Annotated in this window: 11 protein-coding genes; 10 read left to right on the forward strand and 1 reads right to left on the reverse strand. The window is 72.9% G+C overall.

Annotated features, from left to right (window positions below; translation table 11 throughout):
* Positions 1–162: 162 nt before the first annotated feature.
* Positions 163–1977, forward strand: a complete 1815-nt coding sequence (locus BA175_RS16235) for a BACON domain-containing protein (protein ID WP_069171978.1) — start codon at positions 163–165, stop codon at positions 1975–1977.
* Positions 1978–2141: 164 nt separating this feature from the next.
* Here BA175_RS16235 and BA175_RS16240 read toward each other — a convergent pair whose 3' ends face one another.
* Positions 2142–2981 (reverse strand): hypothetical protein, encoded by an 840-nt coding sequence (locus tag BA175_RS16240; RefSeq protein ID WP_069171979.1) that lies wholly within the window; start codon positions 2979–2981, stop codon positions 2142–2144.
* 118 nt (positions 2982–3099) lie between these two features.
* Here BA175_RS16240 and BA175_RS16245 point away from each other — a divergent pair, with 118 nt between their 5' ends.
* The 9 genes from BA175_RS16245 to proC all read left to right on the forward strand — a co-directional run bounded on the left by BA175_RS16245 (position 3100) and on the right by proC (position 13171).
* Positions 3100–4047 carry a Ppx/GppA phosphatase family protein gene (locus tag BA175_RS16245; protein ID WP_069171980.1) on the forward strand — a complete coding sequence of 316 codons (948 nt, stop codon included), beginning with the start codon at positions 3100–3102 and terminating at the stop codon, positions 4045–4047.
* A 98-nt stretch (positions 4048–4145) separates the two neighbouring features.
* Positions 4146–4955: a sugar phosphate isomerase/epimerase family protein gene (locus tag BA175_RS16250; protein WP_069172154.1), complete on the forward strand. Its 810-nt coding sequence runs from the start codon at positions 4146–4148 to the stop codon at positions 4953–4955.
* Positions 4952–5578, forward strand: coding sequence for a TetR/AcrR family transcriptional regulator (locus BA175_RS16255; RefSeq protein WP_069171981.1), 627 nt, complete (start codon positions 4952–4954; stop codon positions 5576–5578). The genes BA175_RS16250 and BA175_RS16255 overlap by 4 nt, the downstream gene beginning before the upstream one ends.
* 153 nt (positions 5579–5731) lie before the next feature.
* Positions 5732–6994, forward strand: a complete 1263-nt coding sequence (locus BA175_RS16260; RefSeq protein WP_069171982.1) for an outer membrane protein assembly factor BamB family protein — start codon at positions 5732–5734, stop codon at positions 6992–6994.
* A gap of 144 nt (positions 6995–7138) precedes the next feature.
* Positions 7139–8989, forward strand: coding sequence for a dihydroxy-acid dehydratase (gene ilvD / locus BA175_RS16265; RefSeq protein ID WP_069171983.1), 1851 nt, complete (start codon positions 7139–7141; stop codon positions 8987–8989).
* Positions 8990–9377: 388 nt separating this feature from the next.
* Complete coding sequence (locus BA175_RS16275) at positions 9378–9914, forward strand: hypothetical protein (RefSeq protein WP_069171985.1); 537 nt, start codon at positions 9378–9380, stop codon at positions 9912–9914.
* 852 nt (positions 9915–10766) lie between these two features.
* The gene (locus tag BA175_RS16280; RefSeq protein ID WP_069171986.1) at positions 10767–11549 is read left to right on the forward strand and encodes an ABC transporter ATP-binding protein; all 783 of its coding nucleotides are present in this window, start codon (positions 10767–10769) and stop codon (positions 11547–11549) included.
* Positions 11546–12304 (forward strand): ABC transporter permease, encoded by a 759-nt coding sequence (locus BA175_RS16285; protein ID WP_069171987.1) that lies wholly within the window; start codon positions 11546–11548, stop codon positions 12302–12304. Before BA175_RS16280 ends, BA175_RS16285 begins: the two co-directional genes overlap by 4 nt.
* 57 nt (positions 12305–12361) lie before the next feature.
* Positions 12362–13171, forward strand: a complete 810-nt coding sequence (proC, locus tag BA175_RS16290; RefSeq protein WP_069171988.1) for a pyrroline-5-carboxylate reductase — start codon at positions 12362–12364, stop codon at positions 13169–13171.
* Positions 13172–14451: the final 1280 nt, after the last annotated feature.

Consider the following 14451-nt stretch of genomic DNA (forward strand, 5'->3'; position numbering starts at 1 on the left):
GACAGTCCGGTCCGCCGGTGCGAAAGCCGAACGTATGCCCGATACGGCTCATCCTGTGGAATATGGGATTCCTGTCCCATATCACGGGATACGTTCACTCGTAAGCAGTAATTACGCAGAAGGGGCACCAGGGCGCCGCCGATTTCTGCCTACGGTCGCCAGGTGACGAGCAGCAGGCTGGAGATCCCCGGACACACCACCGGCGCACACCGCGCGCAGCGACGTGCGCCCCACCCGTCGGCACAGCGCACGCCCGCACGTTACGAGCCGTACCTCGACGGCCTGTTCACCTACTGCCTCTCCGTGCTGTGCGACCACGAGGCGGCCACCGACGCGCTCGGCTCGGCCCTCGCGATCGCGGAACGGCAGGACGGCCGGTGCCCCGCGGCCGAGGAGGAACGTAAATCCTGGCTGTACGCCCTGGCCAGGTGGACGTGCCTGCGCGCTCTCACCGAGCGGCAGCGGGGCCGGCAGGCCCATCGCCGTACGACCGCTCCGCCGCCCCCCGTGCCCGCTCCCACCGCCGGGATCCGCCCCGCCGGCGACACGGCGGCAGGCCCCGGGAGCGCGGAGTCGCCCGCGGCGGAAGCCCGTCGGCGTGAACTCGCGCGGCTGGCCTGGCCGGAGGCCGCGGGCACCACCCCGGAGCAGCGGGAGGCGCTGGAGCTGGCCGTCCGTCACGGGCTCCCACCGCGCGCGGTCGCGGCCGTGCTCGGCCTCGACCCCGCCGGGGCCCGCGAGCTGCTGGCCGCCGCGGCGTGCGAGGTGGAGCGCACCCGTGCCGCCCTCGCCGTCGTCGAGCGGGGTGACTGCGCCACCGTCGCCCGGCTCGTCGGCAGCCACCGGGTGCTTCTCTCCGCGGCCCTGCGCCGTGAGCTCGTCCGGCACGTCGACGACTGTCCGCGGTGCCGTCGGGCCGCCGAGCGGGCGGGTGCGGCCGGACCCTGGCCCGGTGCGAGCGTCACCCCGGCCGCCGCGCTGGCGGTCGTGGAGGCTCCGCGCCCCTCCGTGCGGGTCGCCCTGGCCCATGCCAGGCGGACCAGGCCGGGTGCTCCACGCTTCGGCCGGACGGGTTTCCCCCTCGATCCGAAGGACCGTGCCGCCCGCCGGGACCGGCTGCGCGCGCGGGTCGTGACGACGACGGTCGTGGCGACGGTGGTCGCCGCCCCGGTGATCGCCCTCTGGGCCGCCTACCGGGGGGCGCCGCTGACGGGGGAAGGGCGCGACGGGTCCTCGGTCAGCGCGACGGAGAGGGACGGGGAAGCGGGATCCGGCGGCACTCCCTACGAGGAGTACGAGAACGCGGGCAACGCCGGCCCCGAAGGCGACGGGTGGTTCCCCGGCGACGCCCGGCGGCCGGACGTCTCGGCGGAGGTCCTGAGTGTGCCGGCCGGTCCTGAGGGCTCCGGCACGCTGGAGGTGTCGGCCCACTCCTCCGGAGGCCTGACGGCCATCACCCTGGAGGTGGCCGGAGGTGAACCGGTCGCCTGGTCGGCCAGGACGGACGTCCCCTGGCTGAGCCTCAGCCGCTCGTCCGGCACGCTCGCCCCCGGGCGGAGCGTCACCCTGTACGTCAGCGTCGACCGGACGGCCGAGCCGGAGGGCCCCTGGAGCGCGCGCGTCCGGTTCACCCCCTCCGGGTCCGTGGTGGCGATCACGGGGTCCGGCGTACCGGCCCCGGCCCCCGGAAAGCCGGGGCCGGCTCCGGATCCCTCGTCCGGGGGTTCCCCCGGCCCGTCCGGCCCCCCCGCTCCCTCCTCACCGCCCCCGCCGTCCGGTCCGTCGGACCCCCCGGAGCCGACGGAACCCACCGCCCCGCCGGACCCCACGGACCCGACACCCCCCGCGACAGATCCCCCGGCCACCGATCCGCCCGGATCACCCGGGCCCATTCCGTCCCCCACCGGCACGTCACCCGAACCACCGCCGTCCGGGCCGGCGACGGAGGCGGGCGGGACGACGCAGCCGCCCGGCTGACGGCGCGCGGATCGACGACCCGTCCGGCGGCAAGGACAGCGGTGCCCGTCTGCGGGTGGTGCCCACCCGTGCCCGTTGCCGCCCGCGGGGCCGTGCCCGCCCGCAGACCCGTGCCCGGACCCTCGGGGAACCACGGCCCGGACCGCCGGTCCGGGCCGGGCGGCTCACACGGGGTCGGCCGGATGCGGGGCCATCGGCAGCAGTGAGGAGAGCCGCTGCTCGCACAGTTCGACCAGCCGGTCGTACGCCTCCGCTCCCATCAGCTCGGTGAGCTCGGGGCGGTAGGAGACGTAGACCGGGTCCCCCGCCCCGTGCGCGGAGGTCGCCGACGTGCACCACCAGTGCAGGTCGTGTCCGCCCGGCCCCCAGCCCCGTCGGTCGTACTCGCCGATCGACACCTGGAGCACGCGCGTGTCGTCGGGCCGGTCGATCCACTCGTACGTCCGCCGGACCGGCAGCTGCCAGCACACGTCAGGCTTGGTCTCCAGCGGTTCCTTGCCCTCCCGCAGGGCCAGGATGTGGAGGGAGCAGCCCGCGCCGCCCGGGAACCCCGGCCGGTTCTGGAAGATGCAGGAGCCCTCCCAGCGCCGGGTCTGGCGTTCGCCGTCCTCGTCGACGCCGACCCAGCCCGTCTTCGTGCCGACGTCGTGGAACTGCCACAGCTCCGGTGTGAGCCGCGCGACATGGCCGGCCACCCGCTTCTCGTCGTCCTCGTCCGAGAAGTGCGCGCCCAGCGTGCAGCACCCGTCGTCCGCGCGGCCCGCCTGGATGCCCTGGCAGCCGCTGCCGAAGACGCAGGTCCACCGCGACGTCAGCCAGGTCAGATCGCAGCGGAAGACCTGCTCGTCGTCGGCGGGGTCGGGGAATTCGACCCAGGCCCGAGCGAAGTCGAGTCCCTTCTCGTCGGGCTCGTCCGGCCCGGGTGTCTCCGGCTGCGGCATCTCCTGCTTCGTTCTCTGCTTCTTCGTGACTTTGTCCGGCTTCGCCTTTTTCGTCTTTGGCACGCGCCCAGAGTAAGGCCGGGCGGCAACCGGCGGGCGGGAGAAGGCCCGTGCCGAACCCCACGGCGCCGCCTCGCCCTGCCGGTCGGTCCGGACCCCGTGCCGCAGTAGCGTTCCGGGTATGAGACTCGGAGTCCTCGACGTGGGGTCGAACACGGTTCATCTGCTGGTGGTCGACGCGCACCCCGGCGCCCGACCGTTGCCCGCGCATTCGCACAAGGCGGAGCTTCGGCTGGCCCAGCTCCTCGACCGGGACGGCGCCATCGGCCCGAGGGGTGTCGACCGTCTCGTCTCGACGGTCGCCGACGCGCTCCAGGCCGCCGAGGACAAGGGGTGTGAGGACGTACTGGCCTTCGCCACCTCCGCCGTGCGCGAGGCCTGCAACGCCGACGAGGTGCTGGCCAGGGTCAGGGACGAGACCGGGGTGGCCCTCGCCGTCCTCAGCGGCGAGGAGGAGGCCCGGCTCACCTTCCTCGCCGCCCGCCGCTGGTTCGGCTGGTCGGCGGGCAAGCTCCTGGTCCTGGACATCGGCGGCGGGTCGCTGGAAGCCGGGTACGGGCTGGACGAGGAGCCCGACGCCGCGGTTTCGCTGCCGCTCGGGGCAGGCCGTCTCACGGCGGGCTGGCTGCCGGGCGATCCACCGGACCCGTCGGACATCCGGGCGCTGCGCCGCCATGTCCGCACCGGCATCGCGCGTACGGTCGGCGAGTTCGCCAGACTGGGGCCGCCCGACCACGTCGTGGGGACCTCCAAGACCTTCAAGCAGCTCGCCAGGATCGCCGGTGCCGCACGCTCCGCGGACGGGCTGTACGTGCAGCGCACCCTCACCCGCAAGGCGCTGGAGGAGTGGGTGCCCAAGCTGTCGGCGATGACCGTCGAGCAGCGCGGGCGCCTGCCCGGGGTCGCCGAGGGGCGGGCCGGGCAGCTGCTGGCCGGGGCGCTGGTCGCCGAGGCGGCGATGGACCTGTTCGCGGTCGAGGAGCTGGAGATCTGCCCCTGGGCGCTGCGCGAGGGAGTCATCCTGCGCCGCCTGGACCACCTGCCCCAGGGACAGGTCTCCCTCATCTGAGGGGCGTCCGGACCGCCATGGCCCTGGTCACTTTCGGCCGGGGAACCCCTGGTGCGCCCCACGGCTGCCCGTACCCTGTCAACGTGGCAGAACCAGTGGTGCGCATCCCGGATGCGAAGGTCGCCCTGTCGACGGCTTCCGTCTATCCGGAGTCGACGGCGACGGCCTTCGAGATCGCCGCGCGCCTGGGTTACGACGGCGTCGAGGTCATGGTGTGGACCGATCCCGTCAGCCAGGACATCGAGGCGCTGAGGCGGCTCTCGGACTACCACGGGGTCCCGGTCCTCGCCGTTCACGCGCCCTGCCTGCTGATCACGCAGCGGGTCTGGTCCACGGACCCGTGGGTCAAGCTCCAGCGGGCCAGGGCCGCGGCGGAGAAGCTCGGGGCGTCGACCGTGGTCGTCCACCCGCCCTTCCGCTGGCAGCGCAACTACGCCCGCGACTTCGTCAACGGAATCTGGCGGATGGCGGACGAGACCGACGTGAGGTTCGCCGTGGAGAACATGTACCCGTGGCGCTACCGGGACCGCGAGATGCTCGCGTACGCCCCCGCGTGGGACGTCACCCAGGACGATTACCGCCACTTCACCGTGGACCTCTCGCACACCTCGACCGCGCGCACCGACGGCCTGGCCATGGTGGACCGGATGGGCGACCGGCTGGCCCACGTCCACCTCGCCGACGGCAAGGGCTCGGGCAAGGACGAGCACCTGGTGCCGGGCCGCGGTGACCAGCCGTGCGCCGAACTGCTGGAGCGGCTGGCCGGTACGGCCTTCGACGGCCATGTGGTCATCGAGGTCAACACACGCCGCGCCATGTCATCGGCCGAACGCGAGGCCGACCTCGCGGAGGCGCTGGCCTTCACCCGGCTGCACCTGGCGTCGTCGGTGCGGGCCCCCCGCCCGTGACGGCGGACGCCACGGACGGCCCGGCCCCCCGGCGCCGGGGCCGCCCCGCACGCGCACCGGGAACCGCGGGCCCCGACTCCAGGACCCGGATTCTGGAGTCGGCCCGGGCCGAGTTCGCCGACCGGGGCTACGACCGGACGTCGATGCGGGGCATCGCCAAGGCGGCGGGGGTCGACGCCGCCCTGGTCCACCACTACTTCGGTACGAAGGACGAGGTCTTCGCCGCGGCCGTCGAACTCTCCTTCGAGCCCGCAGCCGTCATCCCGGCGATCCTGGGCGGGCCCTCCGAGGACGTCGGCGAGCGGCTGGCCCGGTATTTCATCGGGGTCTGGGAGAACCCGGTCTCCCGGGCGCCTCTGCTGGCCGTCCTGCGCTCCGCGCTCACGAACGAAGCGGCGGCCACCGTGCTGCGCGGATTCGTGCTGCGCCGGCTGCTGGAGCGCATCGCAGCGGACCTCGACGTACCCGACCCCACCTTCCGCGCGGAACTCGCGGCCTCCCACATGATCGGCATCGCGATCCTTCGGTACGTCATCCGGGCGGAACCGCTGGCGTCGGCCGACCCGGAGAAGATCATCGCGTTGGTGGCCCCCGCGCTCCAGCGGTATCTGGCCGGCGAATGACCGCCGTCCCGCCTGTGTGACCGCTGTGCCGGTCGCTTCACAACGATGTCGCGACTCGGTATCAGGCGCCGTCGTGGCCGGATATCGATGGTTGGCTGTCCGGGACCCGCGAGCCGGACAGCACGTGGTGAAGACGATGGTGGGAGACGAACCGTGACGACTCGGCACATACGCAAGCCGGACGGGTACGCCGCCGACGGCGCCCTGACCCGCCGAAGGCTGCTGAGGATGGCCGGCGTGGGCCTGGGCGTCGCCGTGGCGGGAACGGTGACCGCGGCCTGCGGTCCCGAGGAGGCCGGTGCCTCCGGCGGCACGGAGAAGCCGAAGCCCGGCGGGGGCGAGAAGGGCGGCGGGGACGCGTTCACGACTCCGCCGGCCGGGCGCGCCCCCCGTGCCCTGTGGCAGGAGCCCGCCGGGGTGGGCTCCCTCGGCAGCGACGAGGTGCTGGCGGTCGTGGGGGACGTGGTGCTGATCGCCGACGACCCCTTGACGGCGCGGGACCTCGCCACCGGCGAGAAGCTGTGGTCGCTGCCGGGTGCCGCCCAGCCGGGTGCGCGGCTGATCATGGGTGGGGACACGCTCTATCTGGCCAGTGGCACGTACGACGGCGACCTCGTGGGTCTCGATCCGGCCACCGGCAAGGAGACATGGCGCAGCCGCCTCGACGGAGCGTACGCCCAGCCCCGGCCCATCGGCGCTGACACCGAACGCGTGTACGTGCTGGCGGGCATTCTGGAGAAGGACCTCAGCTCCCGGCGGAACGTGATCGCCGCCGTCGACATCCGTACGGGCAAGGCCGTCTGGAACGAGCAGCGGGACGCCGGGACCGAGGAGTACGGCATCACCCCCACGGTGCTGGGCGACCGCCTCGTCTACACCGACCACCGCGAGAACCTGACCGTCCGCGACACCGCGACCGGACGGCAGCTGTGGACGAAGAAGATCAGCAGGTCCAACTGGGACAGGATCGCCGCCCACGACGGTGCGGTGTACGTCGCCGACGGCCGGCACCTGCGCTCGTTCGCCCTCGACGACGGTGCCGAGCGCTGGGCCCTGGAGACCGAGGAGTTCGGCACGTTCAACGGCCCGACCGTTCTCGAGGGCGTGCTCTACGCCTCGGACAGCGTCCACGCCCTCTGGGCCGTCGATCCCGCCACCGGCAAGCGGCGGTGGCACAACGCCGATCTGGGCGAGTTCTCGGTCCCGCTGCAGTTCGCCCAGGTCGGGGACACTCTGTACGCGGCGACGGAGTTCGACGAGAACGGCGGCGTCCAGGCCTACGACGTGCGCAGCGGCACCCTCCGCTGGACGTACAACGACGGCTCGGGGTCGGTAGACCCGTGGTACGTGGTCGCCGGCGGCAAACGGCTGGCCGCGCTCCACGGGCGACGCGTGCTGGCGCTCCCCGCGGTGTGACCGCGCGGCGGCAGGGAACGGGCGGGGCTCCGGCCCTGCCCGCCCGCTGAGCATCCGGTCCCGCATTCCGGACAGGATGTCCAGATCTTGGCACGAGAGGCGTACGCTCGGAGGCAGTCTTTTCTGTCGAAGGAGCGAGCGACGATGCCCCAGCTGAGGTCCCGCACTGTCACCCACGGCCGCAACATGGCGGGCGCCCGCGCCCTTATGCGCGCGTCCGGTGTAGCGAGCGAGGACATCGGCAAGCCGATCGTCGCGGTGGCCAACTCCTTCACGGAGTTCGTCCCCGGTCACACCCACCTGGCCCCGGTCGGCCGGATCGTCTCCGAGGCGATCAAGGCGGCGGGCGCGGTGCCCCGCGAGTTCAACACCATCGCGGTGGACGACGGCATCGCCATGGGGCACCAGGGCATGCTCTACAGCCTGCCCTCCCGCGACCTCATCGCGGACAGTGTCGAGTACATGGTGGAGGCCCACTGCGCCGACGCCCTGATCTGCATCTCCAACTGCGACAAGATCACCCCGGGCATGCTGATGGCCGCCATGCGCCTGAACATCCCCACGGTCTTCGTCTCCGGCGGCCCGATGGAGGCCGGCAAGGCCACCCTCGTCGACGGCACGGTCCGCAAGCTCGACCTGGTCAACGCGATCAGCGACGCGGTCGACGAGAGCATCTCCGACGAGGACATCCTCCGCATCGAGGAGAACGCCTGCCCCACCTGCGGCAGCTGCTCCGGCATGTTCACCGCCAACTCGATGAACTGCCTGACGGAGGTCCTCGGCCTCTCCCTCCCCGGCAACGGCTCGGTCCTCGCCACCCACACCGCCCGCAAGGCGCTGTACGAGGAGGCCGGCCGCACGGTCGTCGAGATCACCAGGCGCTACTACGAGCAGGACGACGAGACGGTCCTGCCGCGCTCCATCGGCACCCGCGCCGCGTTCGACAACGCCATGGCTCTCGACATCGCCATGGGCGGTTCCACCAACACGATCCTGCACCTGCTCGCCGCCGCGCAGGAGGCCGAGCTGGACTACGACCTCGACGACATCAACGAGGTCTCGCGCCGCGTCCCCTGTCTGTCGAAGGTCGCCCCCAACGTCGCCCCCGGCGGTACGTACTACATGGAGGACGTCCACCGGGCGGGAGGCATCCCCGCCCTCCTCGGCGAGCTGCACCGGGGCGGTCTCCTCAACGAGGACGTGCACGCGGTCCACTCCGACACCCTCGCCGAGTGGCTGAAGAACTGGGACATCCGCGGCGGCTCCCCGTCGCCTGAGGCCGTCGAGCTCTGGCACGCGGCCCCCGGCTGCGTCCGCTCCGCGACCGCCTTCTCGCAGTCCGAGCGCTGGGACACCCTCGACCTGGACGCGGCCGGAGGCTGCATCCGCGACCTGGAGCACGCGTACTCCAAGGACGGCGGCCTGGCCGTCCTCAAGGGCAACCTCGCCGAGGACGGCTGCGTCGTGAAGACGGCGGGCGTCGACGAGTCGATCTGGACCTTCGAGGGCCCCGCGGTCGTCTGCGAGTCGCAGGAGGACGCCGTCGACAAGATCCTCCGCAAGGAGATCAAGGAGGGTGACGTCGTCGTCATCCGTTACGAGGGCCCGCGCGGTGGCCCGGGCATGCAGGAGATGCTCTACCCGACGTCGTTCCTGAAGGGCCGCGGCCTCGGCAAGGCCTGCGCGCTCGTCACCGACGGCCGTTTCTCCGGTGGCACGTCGGGCCTGTCCATCGGGCACGCCTCGCCCGAGGCGGCGTCCGGTGGCACGATCGCGCTGGTCGAGGACGGTGACCGGATCCGCATCGACATCCCGAACCGGTCCATCGAGCTCCTCGTTCCCGACGCGGAGCTCGCCACCCGCCGTGCGGCCCTGAACGGCGTCTACGCGCCGAAGAACCGCGAGCGCACGATCTCGGCGGCCCTGCGCGCCTACGCGGCGATGGCCACCAGCGCCGACCGCGGCGCGGTCCGCGACGTCTCCGGACTCCGCTGACGCCCGACCTCCGGACGGCCCCGCCCCCCGGCCCCACGGGTGGGTGGGGCGTCCCTCACGCCGGCGGTGACCCAGCGCGGCGTGGGTGCCGCGGGGGAGCAAGCAGGGTGCCGGGCTCGCCGGGGACCGCAGCGAGGCCCGCCACCGCAGGAAGGTGGCCGGCCCCGCGGGGCATCGCCGCTTCTCCGAGCCAGGCAGCCGGAGCCGCCGGCGCACGCGCCAGGTGCCCGAACGCACCGGCGCCCGGCGCCGCGGCGGTCCCGAAACCGGCGGCCGCGAGATCCCGGAGCCGACGACGTCGGGGAAGACCGTCTCCGCACGGCAGTGACGGCGGCTCGCCCGCGCCACGCCCGACACGACCACCTCCCGCCCGGGGATAATCGACCCCGTGAGCGAGAACAGCGAAGCGTCCGGCATGACCGCAGGCAGCGGCACGGCACCGGGGCCGCAGCCCGAACCTCTCCGTTTCTTCGGTACGACCTGGGTCGACCACGACGGTGGCTACGGGCTGCGCCGGGCAGGGGCCACCGCAGGGTCCCTCGTGGCGACGGTGGCGTCGTGCTTCGTGCTCCGCTTCGCGTACCAGGGGCTGGAGATCGCCGAGGTCGGAGACTTCGTCGGCATGCTCGTCGTGCTGATGTTCGCCGTGTGCAGTGCCATCGCGTTCCGCAAGACCTGGGAGGGCTTCGGCCGCCGCCCTGCGGACCCGTCCGGCGAGGACCGGCTGCGCGGCCTCAAGTCGATCGGCTTCATCGGCTCGCTGCTCGCCTACTTCTTTCGCTCCTTCACCGAGGCGCCGGGCGAGAAGCTCCGGCGTAGGGAGTACGAGACGGCACTGGCCCAGTACGCCAGGCGCCGCGCGACCCGCACGGGCAACCCGGCGGCCCGCAAGAACATCAAGGGCAAGCGCCCCGGTCGCAGGTAGACGAACCCGGGCCTGCGCGCCGTCCGGCCCCGCCCCTCCGCCGTCCGCTGCCTGATTCCGGCTTGGCCCGGCTGCCCGGGGAGTACCCGGCGCCACCGGCCCGTCCCGCCGGAGCGGGACGGAGGTGGGGGGACCGGTCCGCTGTCCTGTTCTCGTCCTGTCGTCCTGTCGTCCTGCCGTGTCGTCCTGCTCCGGCTTCGTGCGTCCGGCCGGCCGCTTCCCGTGCGTTGTGCCTGGTTTCGCTGCGTACCCTGACGCCGTTCGCCCAGCGGGCCCCGCGTCCCTTCCCGTCGCGCCGCCCGCCCGGCCACCTGTTCGCCCGCCCCGGCTCCCGGCCTCCCGGACCTCCGGCCCCTGGCTGTCCGGCTCCCCGCCCGTCCGTCTCGCGCCCGTCCGGCCTCCTAGGCCCCCGACCCCCGACCCCCGACCGTCCCACTCCCCGCCCACCTGCCCACCGGAACGCCCGCCGCGTCCGCCCGCGGCGTTCGTCCGGCCATCCGGGCCCGGACGGTGGCAGACCGCTGGGCCCCGGGCGCCCTCTCCGCCGTTCGTCGCCACCTCGGCGTTCCGGTCCCCTGCCGTCTCCCTCACCCGGCTCGGAACCGGCTCGGACCCGGGCATGGACACATACCGGCCCTGCGGCGCACTGCCTCCCTGCCCGCACCCCGACTCGCGGACCCGCGCCCACCACCCCCGGGCCGCCCGCGTACGCGCCCGTGTGCGCAACCCCGTGTCCGTCGCCTGCGGCGCGGGGTTCTTCATGGCGTCCGGCCCGAGAGGTCACGCCCGGCCTCCCGTCCCGCGGACGCCGATCCCTTGACGCAGGGCCTGCCGCAGGATCATATTCATCGCATGATGAATTACTCGGATGCCGCAGAGGCGGGAGCCGTCGAGGCGCGCGCGCTCACCGTCGTACGGGGTGACCGCACCGTCCTGCGCGGCCTCGACTTCACCGTCGCGCCGGGCAGGATCACCGGCCTCCTCGGTCCCTCGGGCTGCGGCAAGTCCACGCTCATGCGGGCGGTGGTGGGCACCCAGGCCGACGTCACCGGAACCGTCGACGTCCTGGGCAGTCCTGCCGGCCATCCCGGCCTGCGCCCCCGGGTCGGCTACGTCACCCAGGCCCCCTCGGTCTACTCCGACCTCACGGTCCGGCAGAACCTCGACTACTTCGCCGCCGTACTGCGACCCGGGCGCGGTCACGCGGCGTCCCGCCGGGAGGCAGTCATCCGCGCCGTCCGGGACGTCGACCTCGCCTCGCACGCGGATGTCCTCGCCGGGCACCTCTCCGGCGGCCAGCACAGCCGCGTCTCCCTCGCCGTCGCCCTGCTGGGTACGCCCGAACTGCTGGTACTCGACGAGCCGACGGTCGGCCTCGACCCCGTACTCCGCCGGGACCTGTGGAACCTCTTCCATGCCCTCGCCGCCGAGCGGGGCACCACGATCCTCGTCTCGTCGCACGTGATGGACGAGGCAGAACGGTGCCACCGGCTGCTGCTCATGCGCGAGGGCGAGATCCTCGCCGACGACACCCCCGACGCGCTGCGTACCCGGACCGGCTCCGCCACCGTCGAGGGAGCCTTCCTCCACCTCGTCGACGAGGCCAACACCATCCGCGAGGAGCCGACCCGATGACCACCGTCGCCACCGCCGTGAGCCCCGCCCGCACTCTGGCCACCGCCGCCCGCGTCCTGCGCCAGCTCCGTCACGACCCCCGCACCGTGGCGCTGCTGCTGATCGTCCCCGTCCTGATGATCACGCTGCTCCGCTATGTCTTCGACGCCGACCCGCGGACCTTCGACTCCGTCGGCGCCTCACTGCTGGGGATCTTCCCGCTGATCACCATGTTCCTGGTGACCTCCATCGCGACCCTCCGCGAACGCACCTCGGGCACCCTCGAACGGCTGCTCGCCATGCCCGTGCGCAAGGGTGACCTGATCGGCGGGTACGCGCTCGCGTTCGGTACCGTCGCCGTCGTCCAGTCGCTCCTGGCAACCGCCATGTCGGTGTGGGTCCTCGGCCTGGACGTCATCGGATCACCCTGGCTCCTCCTGCTGGTCGCCGTGCTCGACGCGCTCCTGGGCACCGCACTCGGCCTGTTCGTCTCGGCCTTCGCCGCCTCCGAGTTCCAGGCGGTCCAGTTCATGCCGGCCGTGATCTTCCCGCAGTTGCTCCTGTGCGGCCTGTTCACGCCACGCGACCGGATGCACCCGGTCCTCGAAGCCATCTCGAACGTCCTGCCGATGTCCTACGCCGTCGACGGCATGAACCAGGTCCTGACCCACACGGCCGCCACCGCCGACTTCTACCGCGACGTCCTGATCGTCGCCGGCTCTGCCCTGCTCGTCCTCTGTCTCGGAGCGGCCACCCTCCGACGCCGCACCGGCTGACGGGCCGGTGCGAGGATGGCGGCAACGACGAGTACAGCCCCCCGGAGGATGAACCGCATGACCCAGACAGTCGCAGTCCTCGGTACAGGGAAAATCGGCGAGGCACTGCTCAGCGGCATGATCCGGGCGGGCTGGCGCGCACCCGACCTGCTGGTCACCACCCGCCGCTCCGAACGGGCCGAGGAGCTCCGCACCCGCTACGGCGTCGAGTCCGTCAGCAACGCGGAGGCGGCGAAGTCCGCCGACATCCTCATCCTCGCGGTCAAGCCCCAGGACATGGGCCGGCTCCTGGACGAACTCGCCCCGCACGTCGCCGCCGACCGCCTCGTCATCAGCGCGGCCGCCGGCATCACGACCGCCTTCATCGAGGACCGCCTCACCGCGGGGACCCCGGTGGTACGCGTCATGCCGAACACGCCCGTCCTCGTGGACGAGGGCATGTCCGTCATCTCGGCGGGCAGCCACGCCACCGCCGAGCACCTCGCCCACGCCGACGCCATCTTCGGCGGTGTCGGCAAGACGCTCCGCGTCCCGGAATCACAGCAGGACGCGGCGACCGCGCTCTCCGGCTCCGGGCCCGCCTACTTCTACTTCCTCGTGGAGGCCATGACCGACGCGGGGATCCTGCTCGGCCTTCCCCGGGCGCAGGCCCACGATTTGATCGTCCAGGCCGCCATCGGTGCCGCGATCATGCTCCGGGACAGCGGCGAACACCCGGTGAAACTCCGCGAGGCTGTCACGAGCCCCGCAGGCACCACTATCAGCGCCATCAGGGAGCTCGAGAACCACGGCGTGCGGGCCGCCCTCATCGCCGCTCTGGAGGCGGCCCGCGACCGCAGCCGTGAACTGGCCTCCGGCAACGGGTGACCACTGCGCCGCCGGGCCACCACTCTTCCCGGCCCGCCACGCCCGCGAATCCACCGCCGTGCAGGAACACGGCGGTGGATTCGCGTCACCCCGCTGCGCAGAACGTCCTCCGGGGGCCTCGCCCCCACCCGCCCGCACGCCGTCGAGCCGGCCGACCTGATCGTGGTCCCCGGCCTCGACGCCCCGCCCCGACCCTCGGAGAACTGCGGCGCGCCCACTCCCGGCGGAGTTCCGTCGCCCCGCTCTGCGGCGGCGCCTACACCCTCGCCCCGGGCGGTACGTCCGGACGGCTGCCGGGCCGTCACCCACCCGGGCCTGACGGTCTGCCGCACGCCCGGCTTCGCTGAGCAGTGCGGTGCGGTGCGGGCCCCGCTCTTCGGCCACGAAGACTCCGTCCGGCCATCGGCGGGTACGTCGCCCCGGCCACAGGCCTCTGCCTCCAGCCGGTCCGTACGGCACACGGAGACGCAACGGCGGCGACGTTCACCCGTTCGACGCTCACCGCCTCGTCCTGTACGGGCACACGGACACAGGCCGTCGGGACACCCCCACCGCGCGGTCCGACCGGTATCTGGACTCCCGCAGCCGTACGCACGCAGGCGCTCGCCCATCCGGCGGAACCCACACGATGGAGGGGCTCGCCGCGCACACCGGGACGTCGGCCCGAACCGTCGCCCACACACACCCGGGACACGCCGGGGACGGCCCGCTGCGCCGGCTCATCGCCCCGTAGGTGACCGCGGCACGGAAGCCGCCGGAGCGGACGGGCCTGCCCCTCCCGCAGGTGGCCCGCCGAAAGGGCGCCGGCAGCGGGATCTCCAGGCGTCGGGACGTCGGGACGCTCCCGGGCGGAGGCCGCGCGACCGCCGACCGGCCTTCCGCGCGGCCGACAGTCGCCCCGAACACACCGGGGTTGACACGGCCCGGACTGCTCCGTAGTGTGCTCCGAGTTGTCCGACGTGAGCGCCGACCCCGGTCGGTCCCCGGACAACCATTCCGCAGTAACCACGCAAAACGCGCGACATCTGTCGCACGTCTTTCTGTGCGCATGTGCGAGATGGGGAATCAGCGTTCGAAGGTGGCCCGATTAGCTTCGGGGCCGGGGATTCCGCTAAAGTCTCACTCGTCGGAACGGCCCAACGGCCGGGAAGGCGAAACCCGCTGACTGGGAATCAGGCCCGAAAGGATCTGATAGAGTCGGAATCGCCGGAAAGGGAAACGCGAAAGCGAGGAACTGGAAAGCAGCCCGCTTCGACCGGGAATCGGACACGAAAGAGTCT

Source organism: Streptomyces griseus, from assembly GCF_001715295.1.
GTDB lineage: Bacteria > Actinomycetota > Actinomycetes > Streptomycetales > Streptomycetaceae > Streptomyces > Streptomyces griseus_G.